Origin of the sequence: Microbacterium endophyticum, from assembly GCF_011047135.1 — a bacterium.
Lineage (GTDB): Bacteria > Actinomycetota > Actinomycetes > Actinomycetales > Microbacteriaceae > Microbacterium > Microbacterium endophyticum.
Genome location: NZ_CP049255.1, coordinates 1,374,707 through 1,389,812, shown reverse-complemented (window position 1 = coordinate 1,389,812; position 15,106 = coordinate 1,374,707). Strand labels below are relative to the sequence as shown.

The window sequence follows — 15,106 nt, the reverse complement described above, 5'->3', positions numbered from 1 at the left end:
GCGCATCCTCAACCCAAATGGGACGATGAGCCCGACGGCCGCCGCTGAGCCCTATCTCGACGCGGTCGATGCCCTCACCGATGCCGAGCTCGAGACCTTCTACCGCGATATGGCGTTGGCCAGGGCGTTTGATCGCCAGGCCACGAACCTGCAGCGCCAGGGGCAGCTTGCCCTGTGGCCGCCGTCGTTCGGTCAAGAAGCCGCACAGGTCGGGTCAGCCCGCGCTGCGCGAGCGCAAGACCACATTTTTCCGTCGTACCGCGAGCACGCTGTGTGCATGATTCGTGGAGTCGACCCACTCGACATCATCCGCCTAATGCGCGGCGTCACCCACGGTGGATGGGATCCGTTCGATCCCAAAAACGGAAACACTCACATTTACACGCTCGTGCTGGCTTCGCAGACGCTGCACGCCACAGGCTTTGCGACGGGCCTTGTCTACGACAAGAAGCAGGGCACCGGAAACCTCGACACCGACGAAGCCGTCATCGTCTACTACGGCGACGGCGCATCGAGTCAGGGCGACGTACACGAGGCGATGGTGTTCGCCGCGAGCACCCAAACTCCGCAGGTGTTTTTCTTGCAGAACAACCAATGGGCAATCTCGGTGCCGGTGGCAACCCAGTCGCGCGCACCGCTCTACCGCCGCGGCGAGGGATACGGCATGCCGTCGATCCAGGTCGACGGCAACGACGTGCTCGCGAACTACGCGGTGACTCGTGCCGCGCTCGATGGCGCTCGCGTGGGCGGCGGCCCGAGAGCGATCGAAGCCGTCACCTACCGCCGCGGGGCCCACACGACGAGCGATGACCCCACGAAGTACCGCACCGCAGAAGAAGAAGAGGCCTGGGCACTTCGCGACCCGATCCTCCGCATGCGCGCATTCCTCGAGAACCGCGGCGCTTCGGAGAGCTTCTTCACCGACATCGATGCCGAAGGCGATGACCTCGCAGAAGACGCGCGTGCGCGCACGGTTGCCCTCGGCGGCATCCCGGCCGACTCGATGTTCGCAAACGTCTATTCCGAGCCGCACCCAGTGATCGAAGAGCAGCGTGCCTGGCTGGCCCGCTATGAAGCATCGATGGGGGAGGACGCATCATGAGCGAAACCACAACGATGCCCCTCGGCAAGGCGCTCAATGCGGGCCTTCGCCGCGCGCTGAGCGAAAACGATCGTGTGGTACTGACTGGCGAAGACATCGGGCCGCTCGGTGGCGTCTTCCGCGTGACCGAGGGTCTGCAGGCCGAATTCGGGCCGCAGCGAGTCGTCGACACACCCCTTGCGGAGTCCGGAATCATCGGCACGGCGATCGGCCTCGCTCTGGCGGGCTTTCGCCCCGTGTGCGAGATCCAGTTCGATGGCTTTGTCTTTCCCGGCTTCGACCAGATCACAACGCAGCTTGCGAAGTTTACGAACCGCCATGAGGGCGCAGTCAGCATGCCCGTTGTCATTCGAATTCCCTACGGTGGGCACATCGGCGCAATTGAGCACCACCAGGAAAGCCCCGAGGCATACTTCACCCACACGGCGGGTCTTCGTGTGGTGAGCCCCTCGACGGCGAACGACGCCTACTGGATGATTCAGGATGCCATCGCCTCCGACGACCCGGTGATCTTTCTCGAGCCGAAAGCCAAATATTGGCAAAAGGGCGAAGTGGATATCTCGGAGCGCGCGATCGACCTCCACGCCAGCCGTGTCGTACGCCGCGGAACCGACGTGACCCTCGTCGGTCATGGCGCGATGGTCACAACGCTGCTGCAGGCGGCTGCGCTCGCCGAGGCAGAGGGCACCAGTTGCGAGGTCATTGATGTGCGCTCGTTGTCGCCCATCGACTACGCGCCGATTCTCGATTCGGTGCGTCGCACCGGGCGCATGGTCTACGCGCAAGAAGCCCCCGGCTTCACGAGCGTCGGGAGCGAAGTGGCGGCGACCGTAACCGAGCGCGCTTTCTACTCTCTCGAAGCCCCCGTTCTTCGGGTTTCGGGTTTCGATGTTCCGTTCCCGCCCGCGAAGCTCGAGGGCGTATATCTGCCCGACCCCGATCGCATCCTCGAAGCCGTCGACCGCGCGCTCGCGTACTGAGCACGCACCCAGTTAGGAATTCGGATGAGCACCCAGACCTTTCTCCTCCCCGATGTCGGCGAGGGATTGACCGAAGCCGAGATCGTTTCGTGGCGCGTCGCCCCCGGTGACACCGTTGCTGTCAACGATGTGCTCGTCGAGATCGAAACCGCCAAGTCTCTCGTTGAGTTGCCCTCGCCGTTCGAGGGCACCGTCGGCGATCTTCTCGCCGCAGAGGGTGACACGGTCGAGGTCGGAGCGCCGATCATTACGATCGGCAGTGGCGCTGCTGCGCCTCGTGAGCAGCCAGCGGCCCCCGCCGAAGAAGCGGATGCCGGAGGCTCAGTACTCGTCGGCTACGGAACGGGCGGTCAGGTGGCATCGCGTCGCCGCAAGCCCGCTGAGAAGCCCGTGACTTCGGCGGTCGGCGTCGTAGCTAAGCCACCGATTCGTAAGCTCGCGCGCGACCTCGGCGTTGATCTCACCGAAGTCAGCCCGAGTGGCGCCTCCGGCGAAGTGCTGCGCGAAGATGTCGTTCGCCACGCATCGCAGGCGAGCGTCTTCCGCAACATCGAGACCCCCGAGTGGCCCGAGGTGCGCGAAGAGACCATCGCGGTATCTGAGCCTGCTCCCGCGGCGACGACCGATGCCCGCGAAGAGTCGATTCCCGTGCGTGGTGTGCGAAAAGCGACTGCCAGCGCGATGACGAGCAGTGCTTACACCGCTCCGCACGTGTCGGTGTGGACCGATGTCGATGCGAGCCGCACGATGGAACTCGTCAAGCGGCTCAAAGCGTCGCCAGATTTTGCTGACACCAAGGTCTCGCCGTTGCTCATCATGGCGCGTGCCGTGATCTGGGCGGTGCGGCGTACGCCGATGGTCAACGCCGCCTGGATCGATGACTCCGAAGGGGGCGGCGCACAGATCAACGTGCGCCACTACGTCAATCTCGGTATCGCTGCCGCGACACCGCGCGGACTGCTCGTGCCGAACATCAAAGACGCGCAGGACCTGAATATGCGCGGACTGGCGCAGTCGCTCGAAAAGCTGACTCTCACCGCTCGTGAGGGTAAGACGACACCTGCCGACCAGCAGAACGGCACGATCACGATCACGAACATCGGCGTATTCGGCATGGACGCCGGTACTCCGATCATCAATCCTGGCGAGGTCGGGATCGTCGCGTTGGGAACGATCCGTCAGAAGCCGTGGGTCGTCGACGGAGAAGTGCGGCCCCGCTGGGTCACGACAGTGTCGGGATCGTTCGACCACCGGGTCGTCGACGGCGACGGTGTCTCGCGCTTCATCGCCGACATCGCATCGATTCTCGAAGAGCCCGCGCTGCTGCTCGACTAGGGATCACCGAGCACGCTATCGGTTTTGATAACGATTATCAGTAACGTATAGTCGTAGTCATGCCTCCCAAAGTCAAACCCCTCGCGTTGGTCGCCGTCGCGGCCGTTTCGGCCCTCGCACTCGCTGGATGCTCTTCGACAAGCTCCAGCCCCGCGGCAACTGACGACAACTCGTTCAGTCTCGTGACATCGACGAACGTCTACGGCGACATCGCTCAGCAGATCGCAGGCGACGGCGTAACGGTGACGCCGATCATCGCGTCCGCGGCCCAAGACCCTCACGAGTACGAGGCGACCGCCGGTGACCAGCTCACGGTGCAAAGCGCCGATCTGATCGTCTCGAATGGCGGCGGGTACGACTCGTTCATCGACACGATGATCGACGCTTCCGGCTCAACGGCTCCCGTCATCGTCGCCGCCGAGTATTCACACTCATGGCCGGGCGAGGAAGCAGACGAGCACACGACGGATTCGCTCGAAGACGACCCGCACGCTGAAGAAGAGCACGACCACGACCACATCGAGGGTTTCAACGAGCACGTCTGGTACGACCCTCACACGATCGAACATGTCGCAGAGGCGATTGCGCAGGAGCTGTCAACGCAGCTGCCAGACCAGGCCGACACTTTTGCCGCTAACCTCGCGGCCTTCGAATCTCAGATCGCGGAACTCGAAACGAGCCTCGATGAGATCAAGAGCGCTCATGAGGGCGAATCTGTGTTCTACACCGAGCCGGTGCCGGGGTACCTCGTCGCTGCGGCTGGACTCGAAAATGCCACACCGGATGCCTTCAGCGAAGCCGTCGAAGAGGGTCAGGACGTGCCACCGGCAACACTGCTCGAAGCGAAGACCGCGATCGAATCTGGTGACGTCAAAGTACTCATCGCCAACGCGCAGACCGGTGGAGCCGAAACGACTCAGGTCATCGATGTGGCGAATGCGCAGGGAATTCCTGTGCTCGAGTTCACAGAAACGCTCCCGGACGGCGAGACTTACATTCAATGGATGCAGGAGAACGTAGCCGCCCTCGCCGGCGCGCTAGACAAGTGACCGCTGACGCGGCGCCGCTTCGGATTACCGGGGCGGCGCTTCGTCGCGACGGTCGAGAGCTCTGGTCGGGCCTCGACCTCGAAGTTGCGCCCGGCGAGATGATCGCGGTCCTCGGCCCGAGCGGCGCAGGCAAAACGACACTTCTTCGGGCGGTTCTCGGCCTCGACAGACTGTCTCAGGGCAGCATCGAAGCGCTCGGTGAGCCGGTCCGACGAGCGGGAAATCGGCGAATCGGGTACATCCCTCAGCAGCGACCGCTGCCGCGGGACACTGCCATGCGAGGTCGTGACCTCATAGCTCTCGGCGTCGATGGACACCGCTTTGGCTTCCCGCTTCCACGCCGAGGCGATCGGGAGCGCATCGACCATCTCCTCGAAGATGTCGACGGCGCCACGTTCGGGGATCGAGCGGTCGGTGTGCTTTCGGGCGGCGAACAGCAGCGTCTTCGAGTGGGGCAAGCTCTCGCGGATGACCCCAAGCTTCTGCTCTGCGACGAACCCCTCACGAGCCTCGACCTCGCGAATCAGCAAGCGGTTATTCGACTCATCGACCGGCATCGGCGTGAGCGCGACGCCGCGGTGCTGTTGGTGACGCACGACATCAACCCCGTGCTTGCGGCGGTCGACCGCATCCTTTACATCGCCAACGGTCGCTTCACGCTGGGCGCGCCCGAGGAGGTTCTGACCTCTGAGGTGCTGAGTGATTTGTACGGTGCGCCGGTGTTCGTCCTGCGTGCCGGTGGCAGGCTCGTGGTCGTCGGGGCGCCCGATGCTGAAGAATCACACCATCACCACCATGACGATGAGGACCAAGCATGAACTGGTCTGACATCGGCGATGCCCTTTTCGGCGGCGTTGCGCAGTACGGCGCGATCCTCGAGCTGGTGCAAAACTCGCTGTGGGCGGGAGCGGCTCTCGGCCTTGTCGGCGGACTCATCGGCGTGTTCATCATGCAGCGCGACATGGCTTTCGCGGTGCATGGCATCAGTGAGCTGTCGTTCGCCGGTGCCGCGGCTGCACTGCTGCTCGGCTTCGATGTCGTGACGGGTTCGATCGTCGGCTCGGTGCTCGCGGCGGCGATCATCGGATGGCTGGGCTCTCGCGCGCGCGACCGCAACTCGATCATCGGGGTGCTCATGCCATTCGGGCTAGGGCTCGGCATCCTGTTTCTCTCGCTGTACAGCGGGCGCAGTGCCAACCGGTTCAGCCTGCTGACAGGACAGATCGTCTCGGTGCAGTCCTCTCAGCTGACCTGGCTCATTGTGATCAGCGCAGTCGTCCTCATCGGGCTGCTTGTGATTTGGCGCCCATTGCGGTTCGACTCACTCGACCCGCAGTCCGCCGCGGCCCGAGGGGTTCCCACTCGAACCGTCTCGTTGCTGTTCATGCTGCTGCTCGGCTTGGTTGTCGCTGTCGCCGTTCACATCATCGGCGCTCTCCTTGTGATGGCACTGTTGGTCACCCCCGCGGCGGCAGCGATGCGCGTCGCACACGGGCCACTCATCGTGCCCCTGCTCTCGGCGGTATTCGGCTTGGTATCAGCGGTCGGTGGAATCTTGCTGGCCGTGGCGGGCACTCTGCCGGTGAGCCCGTACATCACGACGATTTCATTCGCGATCTACCTGGTCTGTCGCGTGATCGGTGCACGCAAAGACAGCACGATGCGCGCCGCATGAGCCGGGTGACCGCTCGCTCCCGGTCGACCCACAAGACCGGCCGATAGACTCCCGCCTATGGTTCAGCGCAATACGTGGCAGCGCGAGCGTGTACGCGAAGAGCTCGCTTCGGAGAGTGGTTTCGTGAGCGCGCAGTCTCTGCACGCCCGTTTGCGTGACGACAACACGGGAATCGGGCTTGCGACGGTCTACCGGGCTCTCGCGGGTCTTGCGGCAAGCGGCGAGGCAGACTCGCTGCAGAGCCCCGAAGGCGAAAGCCTCTATCGAGCCTGTTCGACGAGCGGTCACCACCATCACTTGATCTGTCGCCGGTGCGGGCTCACGGTAGAAATCGCCGCAACCGACGTGGAGCAGTGGGCACACGATACGGCAGCCGCTCACGGTTTCAGCGACGCCGAACACGTCGTCGACATCTTCGGACTGTGTGAGTCGTGCACGCGAATTGCTGCAAATGAGTCTGACGCGCGCTGATACACGTGCGTCGGTTTCCACCCGCGGTTGGACGATTGGCGCAGGTGTTGGTCTCGCCGCTGTGGCCGCACTATTTCTGATTGATCGATTCGCACCAACATTCTTTGCGGCGTCGCTGCCGAATCGTGCCCAAGACGGCTTGACGCTTGCGATCAGCGTGCTCATCGAGTCGCTGCCATTCGTTGCGCTCGGTGTCATCCTGTCGATCGTTGTCCAGGTCTGGGTTCCGCCCGGTGTGATCGAGCGATGGATGCCGCGCCGAGCGTGGGCCCGGCGCGCCGTTCTCTCGCTTCTCGGTATGTTGATCCCGGTTTGTGAGTGCGGCAATGTGCCGTTTGCGCGCGGTCTCCTGATCCGCGGATTCGGCGTCGCGGAGACGCTCGCGTTTCTGATCGCCGCACCCATCGTCAACCCGATCGTCATCATCACGACTCATGCCGCGTTCGGTTTCAGTGACGGCATCCTCATTGCACGACTTGTCGGTGGTTATCTCATCGCGAACCTCATCGGATGGCTGTACAGCCGGCATCCCTCACCTGACGCCCTCCTGACAGATCGCTTTCGCGACACCTGCGTACTTGTCTCGGGCGAAACCGGTGGCAAGGGCCGCCGAAGCATCGCCCAGTTCGTCATCGAGTTGCGCGCTGTCATGCCGGCGTTGATCATCGGGTCGGCGATTGCGGGTGCAGTCCAGGTGATTGTGCCGCGCGCGGCGTTGCTCGAAATCGGTTCGAACCCGGTCTATTCGATTGCCGCGATGATCCTGCTGGCAATGGTCGTGTCTATTTGCTCCAACGTCGACTCGTTCTTCGTCCTGTCTTTCGCGTCGACGTTTACGCCCGGCTCCATCGTCGCTTTCTTGCTGGTAGGACCGCTCGTCGATGTCAAAATGCTGGCGCTGTTGCGTACCACTTTCACGGCCCGAACCTTGATCGGCCTCGTGGCCGTGGTCATTCCGTTCGCCTTCGTTGTCGCGCTGGTGGTGAACTTCGTTGGTTAAGGCGCGGTGGATCGGAGTGCGTTGGCTCGGTGTCGGCACGGCAGCTGTGTTGTCTGTTGTGACGATTGCGTTGACGCTGTCGGGTCAGCTCTCGCTATATATCAACCCCGATTCCACGTGGTTCACGGTGGGCATGTCGGTGTTCGTCCTGATCGGCGCCGTTGCAAGCTTCACGTTGCCGCTGGGCGCCGAAGAAGAACATGGCCACGACCACGGCGACGCAGACCCCGAGCACGATCACGATCACGATCAGCCTGCGTGGCGCGTCACTCCGGGTGGGATTGCCGCTGTCAGCGGTGGTGTCGTGGCGTCAGGCATCGTGATCTCCATGCTGGTGTTTCCCGCGGCGACGTTGTCGACCGAGCTTGCGATGTCACGTGATGTCGGTGCGCCGCAATTGTTTGGCGGTTCGGATGCTGTCACCCTAGCTTCGACGGGCGACACATCGCAGTTCGGCGTCGGTGACTGGGCCAGTGTTTTCGCCACCGCAACGAACCCCGACGCATTCGAAGGCGACACCGTCACACTCACCGGCTTCGTGACACCAGCGGATGACACGGGTGACTTTCGTCTGTCGCGCCTCGTCATCACGCACTGCGTCATTGACGCGCAGCAAGCAAGTCTCGCGATATCAGCGGAGGCCTCGGTGCCCGCGACAGGGCAGTGGGTGGAGATCTCCGGCACGATTCGCGAGAGCGAAACCGGCACGCTAGAGATCGTCGCGAGTGACGTATCGGCGATCGACGAGCCGCAGGACCCCTATGAGTACTAGGCGCACTCGCGCGTCGAAGCGTCGTCGGCGCGCTTTCGTGGGCGCATTCGCGACCGTGCTCGCCGTGTTGGTCGTTCTTGCGCTCGGCGGCGGGTTGCTGAGCACACTGCAAGGGCCGCGCATGACGTCGGTCGATGTCGATCCGGCAGCCGCTACTCAAGCCTCGGGCTCGCGCCTCATCATCACGACCAACCAGTCGCTCAACGACGTCACCGCGGATCAGGTCACGATAACCCCCGCGACGGACTTCACTGTCGACACATCGGGCCGAAGCATCGGTGTGCGCTTTACGCTGCCGCTCTACGATGCAACGGATTACACCGTGACGATCACTGGAGTCACAGGCATTGGTTCGGAGCCCGAGTCGACATTCACCGAGAGCTTCACGACGCCAGCACTCGACGTTTACCTACTCAAACGGACTGATAGCGGCGACACGATCTTTCGCACCGATCTCACGGGCGAAGCGGCGGTACCGGTCTTCGAAAATGACCACATCGAAGATTTTCGTGCCACGGCCAACCATCTCGTGGTTTCGGTGCGAAGCGACGACGACAAACCTGCGCTCATCGTCACCGATCTCGACGGCGAGAATCCCGCCGACATGACGCTACCCGGCGACGGGCAGATCACCCTGTTGCAAAGCGCAGATCGCGGTGACCTCGTTGGCTATGTGTACTCCGACGCTGTGCTCACCGACACCACGGGTGAGAACTCTGCCCTCTATACGGCGTCGCTCGATGATCCGACAGCGGCCCCCACGCCGGTGACGATCAAGGGTGCCGATCCGCGTGTCGCGCAGTGGCGATTCGTCCCCGACACCAACAGCGTGCTGGTACTGACGTTCGGTGGCCGGCTGCTCTTGACGGATGCCACGGGTGACAGCGCGGTAGACCTCGGCTCCGCGGTCAGTATCGATGGCATCGCTCGAGGATCATCGGTGGCTGTCATCGAACGCACGGACGGCATGCTCGCCATCGACCTGACCGACGGCACGGAATCCCCGCTCGTTGACGCCGTCGATACCGACGGGCTTCAGGGCACGGTGTTGCCTCTTCCCGGCGACCAAGGGTCTTTGCGTCCATTCGCACTCATCGGTGATGACGGAATCGCGCAGGGAACCATGATCGAGCGGGTAGATGTCGATGGCACCACGACACCCGTGTACTCGGTCGCCGCGGGGGATGCACTGCTGCAGAGCTGCGTGTCGCCGAGCGGGCGCTATGCGGCAGTGATCATCGCTCCGGACATCGTCGCGAACCGATACGACACGTACCTGCTGCCGGTTCCCGAGAAGGTCGAGACTCACGTCATCGACCTCGACACCGATGATGAAGTCGTCGCCCTTTCGGGCTTCGCGATTTCCTGGTGCCAGGTGCCGCTGCAGTGACAGCGGACTGGCAGTCGGGTCGCCGACCGGCCCGACGCGACGATCTCGTAGCGCTGCCGCTCAACGTTGCACCTCGCCTCCTCGACGGGGTTCTCGAGGTACACAACGGCGAGCGGCTGGTTGCACTGCGTATCACCGAGGTTGAGGCGTACCACGGTCTCGGGACGGGCGACGTGCCAGACCCGGGCTCGCACGCGCGTATGGGTCGCACACCTCGCAACGCGACGATGTGGGGCGCACCTGGATTTCTTTACGTCTACCTCAGTCATGGCATTCACACCTGCGTCAACATCGTGTGCAGCCCCGACGGGGTCGCGGGCGCTGTCCTTTTGCGCGCCGGTGACGTCGTCGAAGGCGCGGATGCCGCAGCCGACCGCCGACCAGCAGCTCGCACTGCGCGTGACTACGCGCGCGGGCCCGGACGACTCGCAGCGGCGCTGGGGCTTCGCCATCCCGTGCATGACGGAATGGACGCGATTTCCGGGAGTGAGTTAGCCGGCGCAACGGCGCGACTTTGGCTGGCGAGCGCGCAGCAGGTGGGGGTGGCATCCGGGCCGCGCGTCGGTGTCGCGGGGGTGGCGGGGACCGACGCTTTTCCATGGCGGTTCTGGATCCGGGGTGACCGCACGGTCTCACCGTTTCGCTGGGGTCGGGATGCTGCGCCCCAAGTCAAGTCGACACGCCCGAGCGTGTTAGAGTAGAGACCGTCTGTGCGCACTCCAGCGCGCGGTTCGCACTTTTTCCCCTCCTCCTACCCGTTCTGCGGGTACGAGTTCTGTGGAAAAAAGCGCAGACAAGGGATCTTGGGTGGCACCGTCCGGTGTCACGGTACTAAGGAGAAATTACTATGGCAGCAGTGTGCCAGGTGACTGGAGCTGTTCCCGGCTTCGGACACAACATCTCGCACTCGCACCGCCGGACGAAGCGTCGCTTCGACCCGAACGTGCAGAAGAAGACCTATTTCGTTCCGTCGTTGGGCCGCAACATCAAGCTCAACGTTTCGGCTAAGGGCATCAAGGTCATTGACGCCCGCGGTATCGAGTCGGTCGTCAAGGACCTCATTGCGAAGGGTGTGAAGCTCTAATGGCAAAGAAGTCTCAGGACGTTCGTCCGATCATCAAGCTGCGTTCGACCGCCGGCACGGGTTACACCTACGTGACGCGCAAGAACCGCCGCAACAACCCCGACCGCATCGTGCTCAAGAAGTACGACCCCGTAGTGCGCAAGCACGTTGATTTCCGAGAGGAGCGTTGATCCATGGCTAAGAAGAGCAAAATCGCTCGTAACGAGCAGCGCAAGGTCATCGTCGAGCGTTACGCGGCAAAGCGTCTTGAACTCAAGAAGGCCCTGGTCGACCCGACCTCGACCGACGAGCAGCGCGAAGCCGCACGCCTCGGCCTGCAGAAGCTGCCCCGCAACGCATCGCCCATCCGCGTGCGTAGCCGCGATGTCATCGACGGCCGCCCCCGTGGTGTGCTGACGAAGTTCGGCATCTCGCGTGTGCGTTTCCGTGACATGGCTCACCGTGGCGAACTGCCCGGTGTCACCAAGTCCAGCTGGTAAGCACCACAGCGTAAAGAAAGACCCAGGAGTTCCTCGGAACTCCTGGGTCTTTTTCGTTGTTTGACGCCCGAAACCTCGAAAAAGGGGCGAATTCGGCTCAACACGCCGCGGAATTTGGGCCACAGCAGCGTAAATCCGCGTATTTCCGGGGAAATTGGCTATAGTCGAGGCGGTCGATCCGACCAGCCGGAAGGTCTTCGCCAACCGGACACCAGTAATCAAAGGCGGCTCTCGCTGCCTCGGAGGACAACACATGGCCGACAAGTCCATTACCAAGACCGAACTCGTCGCGAGCATTGCCAGCGCGACCGGACAAAGCCAGTCCGCCGTTTCGGGCGTTCTCGACTCCCTCTTCTCGACCGTTTCTGAGGCCGTTGCCAAGGGCACGAAGGTCTCGATCCCGGGTTGGATCGCGTTCGAGCAGGTTGAGACCTCGGCGCGCACGGGCCGTAACCCCCAGACCGGCGCAGAGATCCAGATCCCTGCTGGCAAGCGCGTCAAGGTGACCGCTGGCTCGAAGCTGAAGGCTGCTGTCAAGTAGTCGACACCGTCGTCAACAAAAGGGAGGATGCTTCGGCATCCTCCCTTTTGTTTTGCCCGCTTAGGCTGGGGGAGTGAATCCTCGAGTGCTGAGGGCCGTCGGCCCGTCGATCCTCGCGCTCACCGCAGTAGCCGGCCTCATCTGGGGCCTCGCATATGGCGGTGGAGCCGACCCGCTACAGATTGCCGACCCCGGCCCGGTCGTGAGGTGGGGCCTGCCCGCGGCGACGATGGTTGTCAACATCTCCGCAGCGGGCATGCTCGGGACTCTCGTGCTTGCGCTGTATGGGTTGAAGGCGAACGAACGCGCATTCGAGGTGGCTCTCGATACCGCCTCGATATCAGCCGCTATCTTCACTGTCGCGGCCGCCGTGACGGGATTCTTCACCTTCGTCAACATCACGAATGCTGCGCCGAGCGCTGACGCGCTCTTCGGCGAACAGCTGGGCCGTTTTCTGATTCAGCAAGAGGTCGGTCGTACATGGCTGATCACCACGATCGCCGGTGCCGTCCTCACGGTGCTCACGTTCGCTGTGCGCGGCTGGACCTCGACGTTGCTCGTCGCGATCCTTGCCGCGGTTACCCTCGTGCCGATGGGCACACAGGGCCACTCCGGTGAGCTTTCGACTCACAACCTCGCGATGACCGCCCTCATCCTGCACATGGTCGGGGCGGCAGTGTGGATCGGCGGGCTCGTTCTGCTGGTCGTGATTCGTCCCGTGCTCAGTCGCAACGAAATGGGCGACGTGCTGCGGCGCTATTCAAGTCTCGCAATCGTGTCGTTCGTCGCTGTCGCGGTGTCGGGTGTCGCGCGTGCAACCGTCAGCGTCGACTCGTGGGAGGGCCTCATCTCGCCGTATGGCGCGCTTCTGGCTGTCAAAGTCGTCGCGCTCATTGCCATCGGCATCCTCGCGGCTTGGTACCGACTCAGGCTGATTTCGCGGATCGGGCAGGATGCCGCATCCAGACTGTTTTGGTTGCTCATCACGATCGAAGTGGCTTTCATGGGCATCGCGAGCGGTGTCGCCGCAGCGCTTGCGCGCACCGCCCCGCCCGCAGATGAGACAGTGCCCGTGACACGCACACCGGCGGAGCTGCTCACCGGGTCGGCGCTGCCGCCCGAGCTGACAATCGCCCGATGGTTCACCTCGTGGGAGATCGACCTGCTGTGGGCGTTCGTCGTCGCTTTTGGAGTGTTCTTCTACCTCGCCGGCGTCTGGCGGATGCATCGCCGTGGCGACGCATGGCCGATCTATCGCACAGTGCTGTGGCTGCTCGGCATGGCGCTGCTCTTCTGGGTCACCTGCGGCCCGCTCAACGTCTACCAGGACTATCTGTTCAGCGTGCACATGATGGGCCACATGCTCTTGACGATGGCGATACCGCTGCTGTTGGTGCCCGGCTCTCCGATTACCCTCGCGGCGCGTGCAATCGAAAAGCGCCAGGACGGCACCCGTGGTGGACGAGAGTGGATCCTGTGGGCCGTTCACACCCCGGTAGCGCGAGTCGTGACCAACCCATTCTTCACAGCCGCCATGTTCGTCGGCTCGCTGTGGGTGTTCTACTACACCGACCTGTTCCGATGGTCGTTGTACGACCACCTTGGCCACGAGTGGATGGTGGCACACTTCCTCATCACGGGTTATCTCTTCGTGCAGTCCCTGATCGGTATCGATCCGGTTCCGTATCGCTTTCCGTACGCGTTTCGCCTGCTCACTCTCATTACCGTGATGGCAACCCACGCGTTCTTCGGCGTTGCGATCATGATGCAGTCGACGCTCTTCATCGCGGAGTGGTTCGGATCGATGGGACGCGAGTGGGGGCTCACCCCGCTCGCAGATCAGTACACGGGTGGCGGTGTGGCGTGGTCGGTGGGTGAGATTCCCACCCTCATCCTTGCGATCACCGTGGCAATTCAATGGAGCCGAAACGATGACCGGCTTCAGCGCCGAACTGACCGGCAGGCTGACCGTACGGGCGATGCGGAACTCGCTGAGTACAACGCCAAGTTGCAGGCTCTCGCAGAAAAAGACGCGCGAGCCGCGCGCTAATCGGCCGGCGTGCCGCCGACGCGAATAGAGACAGAACCGTCGCCCAGAGTGGTGATGGAACCGTTCACGATGAATGGAATGTCTTGACTGAGCGTTGAAATCGAGCCGTCGAACAGTGATTGCACCGACACTTCGATGTGCGCCATCGCGGTGGTGTCTGGGATGCGCCAGTTTGCACCGTCTGGCTGGATCGCGACTGTCGGCTGTTCGGTGATCGACCACGTCGGCAGGTCAATGATGCGGTTTTGTTCGACAAGGCCGAAGGGGCACCCCGTCGGTTGAAGTACCTGCTGCTGTGCGCAACTAGCCAAAAACTCGGTGACCCGCTCCTGCGCTGTTTCGACGAATTCGTCGGTTGGCTCAGCCTGCACCTGAATCGGTACTTCTTTGAGGGGCACATCAGCGAGTATCGCAACGCCGGTGGTGGCCGAGATCGCCGTGTCGACTGACACCGTGTAAATCCCGGGGGAGAACACGAGCATCGGAATCGCGGCGAGGGGGTCGGCATCGACACCGTCAGCAGAAACCTGGCGCTTATCGATTTCGAAGCCGTTGACGCTGAACTGCATCGAACCGAGCACAGTGACGTCGATGATGCCCAGCGGGCTCGTCGTGAATCGCCACGCGGGGGCAACCCCGATCACTCCGTCGCGCGCGACTTCGAAAGTTGTCGTGGCAGGGTTTCCCATCGCCTTGTACGACACGGTGACTTCGGTGACGTCGCCGTCTGTGGTCTCCGATACGGGCGTGATGTCGCTCAGTTGGCCGAGTGCGGCTTTTCGCAGTAGTGCATCCGACGCGTCGGGCGAGAGATCTTGCGCCTGCAACTCCGCCTCGGTGAGGGCGACACCGGGAACAGCGAGCGCCTCAGCTGCCTGCCCCTCGCTGAGGAGGTTCAGGTAGCGGACAACGAATGCGGTGGGGCTGTAGAACCTCTCGTAAAGCACTGAGTACGAGGCGCCGGTTGCCGCCACCAGCAGAGCTCCGATTACTCCGAGTACGGCCAGGTCGAGGAGGAGTCGCGGGCGGCTTCGAGGTACTTTACGGCGCCGACGGGTGGCAGGCGTCGGCTCGGGCGCACCAATCGGCGGGTATGCCGCAGCATCCCGCTCTTTCGTGTCCACCCCCGCATCCACAGCACCAGTCTAGGAAACTTGGTAGTGGGTCCCGAGCCAAAT

At 62.9% G+C, this 15,106-nt stretch carries 17 protein-coding genes; 16 read left to right on the top strand and 1 reads right to left on the bottom strand.

Annotated elements, in window-relative coordinates; all coding sequences use genetic code 11:
• Positions 1–25 precede the first annotated feature (25 nt).
• The 16 genes from G6N83_RS06415 (at position 26) to G6N83_RS06340 (ending at position 13,928) form a co-directional block, all read left to right on the top strand.
• Positions 26–1,102 carry a thiamine pyrophosphate-dependent dehydrogenase E1 component subunit alpha gene (locus G6N83_RS06415; RefSeq protein WP_165143209.1) on the top strand — a complete coding sequence of 359 codons (1,077 nt, stop codon included), beginning with the start codon at positions 26–28 and terminating at the stop codon, positions 1,100–1,102.
• Positions 1,099–2,082, top strand: a complete 984-nt coding sequence (locus G6N83_RS06410) for an alpha-ketoacid dehydrogenase subunit beta (protein ID WP_165140442.1) — start codon at positions 1,099–1,101, stop codon at positions 2,080–2,082. The genes G6N83_RS06415 and G6N83_RS06410 overlap by 4 nt, the downstream gene beginning before the upstream one ends.
• Before the next feature lie 24 nt (positions 2,083–2,106).
• On the top strand, positions 2,107–3,417 hold the full coding sequence (locus G6N83_RS06405; RefSeq protein ID WP_165140440.1) for a dihydrolipoamide acetyltransferase family protein: 1,311 nt from the start codon (positions 2,107–2,109) through the stop codon (positions 3,415–3,417).
• A gap of 59 nt (positions 3,418–3,476) precedes the next feature.
• Positions 3,477–4,466: a metal ABC transporter solute-binding protein, Zn/Mn family gene (locus G6N83_RS06400; RefSeq protein ID WP_165140438.1), complete on the top strand. Its 990-nt coding sequence runs from the start codon at positions 3,477–3,479 to the stop codon at positions 4,464–4,466.
• Positions 4,418–5,284 carry a metal ABC transporter ATP-binding protein gene (locus G6N83_RS06395; protein WP_183408456.1) on the top strand — a complete coding sequence of 289 codons (867 nt, stop codon included), beginning with the start codon at positions 4,418–4,420 and terminating at the stop codon, positions 5,282–5,284. The genes G6N83_RS06400 and G6N83_RS06395 overlap by 49 nt, the downstream gene beginning before the upstream one ends.
• Positions 5,281–6,141 (top strand): metal ABC transporter permease, encoded by an 861-nt coding sequence (locus G6N83_RS06390; RefSeq protein WP_165140434.1) that lies wholly within the window; start codon positions 5,281–5,283, stop codon positions 6,139–6,141. The genes G6N83_RS06395 and G6N83_RS06390 overlap by 4 nt, the downstream gene beginning before the upstream one ends.
• A 57-nt stretch (positions 6,142–6,198) precedes the next feature.
• Positions 6,199–6,612 (top strand): Fur family transcriptional regulator, encoded by a 414-nt coding sequence (locus G6N83_RS06385; RefSeq protein WP_165140432.1) that lies wholly within the window; start codon positions 6,199–6,201, stop codon positions 6,610–6,612.
• Entirely contained in the window at positions 6,593–7,612 is a 1,020-nt protein-coding gene (locus G6N83_RS06380; protein WP_165140430.1) for a permease, read from the top strand. The genes G6N83_RS06385 and G6N83_RS06380 overlap by 20 nt, the downstream gene beginning before the upstream one ends.
• A 16-nt stretch (positions 7,613–7,628) precedes the next feature.
• Positions 7,629–8,384 carry a TIGR03943 family putative permease subunit gene (locus tag G6N83_RS06375; RefSeq protein WP_311737132.1) on the top strand — a complete coding sequence of 252 codons (756 nt, stop codon included), beginning with the start codon at positions 7,629–7,631 and terminating at the stop codon, positions 8,382–8,384.
• On the top strand, positions 8,374–9,774 hold the full coding sequence (locus G6N83_RS06370; protein WP_183408454.1) for a hypothetical protein: 1,401 nt from the start codon (positions 8,374–8,376) through the stop codon (positions 9,772–9,774). Before G6N83_RS06375 ends, G6N83_RS06370 begins: the two co-directional genes overlap by 11 nt.
• A complete protein-coding gene (locus G6N83_RS06365; RefSeq protein ID WP_241246307.1) occupies positions 9,753–10,475 on the top strand; it encodes a DNA-3-methyladenine glycosylase in 723 nt (240 codons plus the stop codon). The genes G6N83_RS06370 and G6N83_RS06365 overlap by 22 nt, the downstream gene beginning before the upstream one ends.
• Positions 10,476–10,621: 146 nt before the next feature.
• Positions 10,622–10,858, top strand: coding sequence for a 50S ribosomal protein L28 (gene rpmB / locus G6N83_RS06360; RefSeq protein ID WP_165140428.1), 237 nt, complete (start codon positions 10,622–10,624; stop codon positions 10,856–10,858).
• Positions 10,858–11,028, top strand: a complete 171-nt coding sequence (gene rpmG / locus G6N83_RS06355) for a 50S ribosomal protein L33 (protein WP_165140426.1) — start codon at positions 10,858–10,860, stop codon at positions 11,026–11,028. Before rpmB ends, rpmG begins: the two co-directional genes overlap by 1 nt.
• A 3-nt stretch (positions 11,029–11,031) precedes the next feature.
• Positions 11,032–11,337, top strand: coding sequence for a 30S ribosomal protein S14 (gene rpsN / locus G6N83_RS06350; protein ID WP_165140424.1), 306 nt, complete (start codon positions 11,032–11,034; stop codon positions 11,335–11,337).
• Between the two features lie 253 nt (positions 11,338–11,590).
• Complete coding sequence (locus G6N83_RS06345; protein WP_165140422.1) at positions 11,591–11,878, top strand: HU family DNA-binding protein; 288 nt, start codon at positions 11,591–11,593, stop codon at positions 11,876–11,878.
• A 73-nt stretch (positions 11,879–11,951) separates the two neighbouring features.
• Complete coding sequence (locus G6N83_RS06340; RefSeq protein ID WP_165140420.1) at positions 11,952–13,928, top strand: bifunctional copper resistance protein CopD/cytochrome c oxidase assembly protein; 1,977 nt, start codon at positions 11,952–11,954, stop codon at positions 13,926–13,928.
• On the opposite strand, the gene G6N83_RS06335 is transcribed toward G6N83_RS06340, so the two are convergent.
• Positions 13,925–15,064, bottom strand: coding sequence for a hypothetical protein (locus G6N83_RS06335; RefSeq protein ID WP_241246306.1), 1,140 nt, complete (start codon positions 15,062–15,064; stop codon positions 13,925–13,927). The genes G6N83_RS06340 and G6N83_RS06335 overlap by 4 nt on opposite strands.
• Positions 15,065–15,106 lie beyond the last annotated feature (42 nt).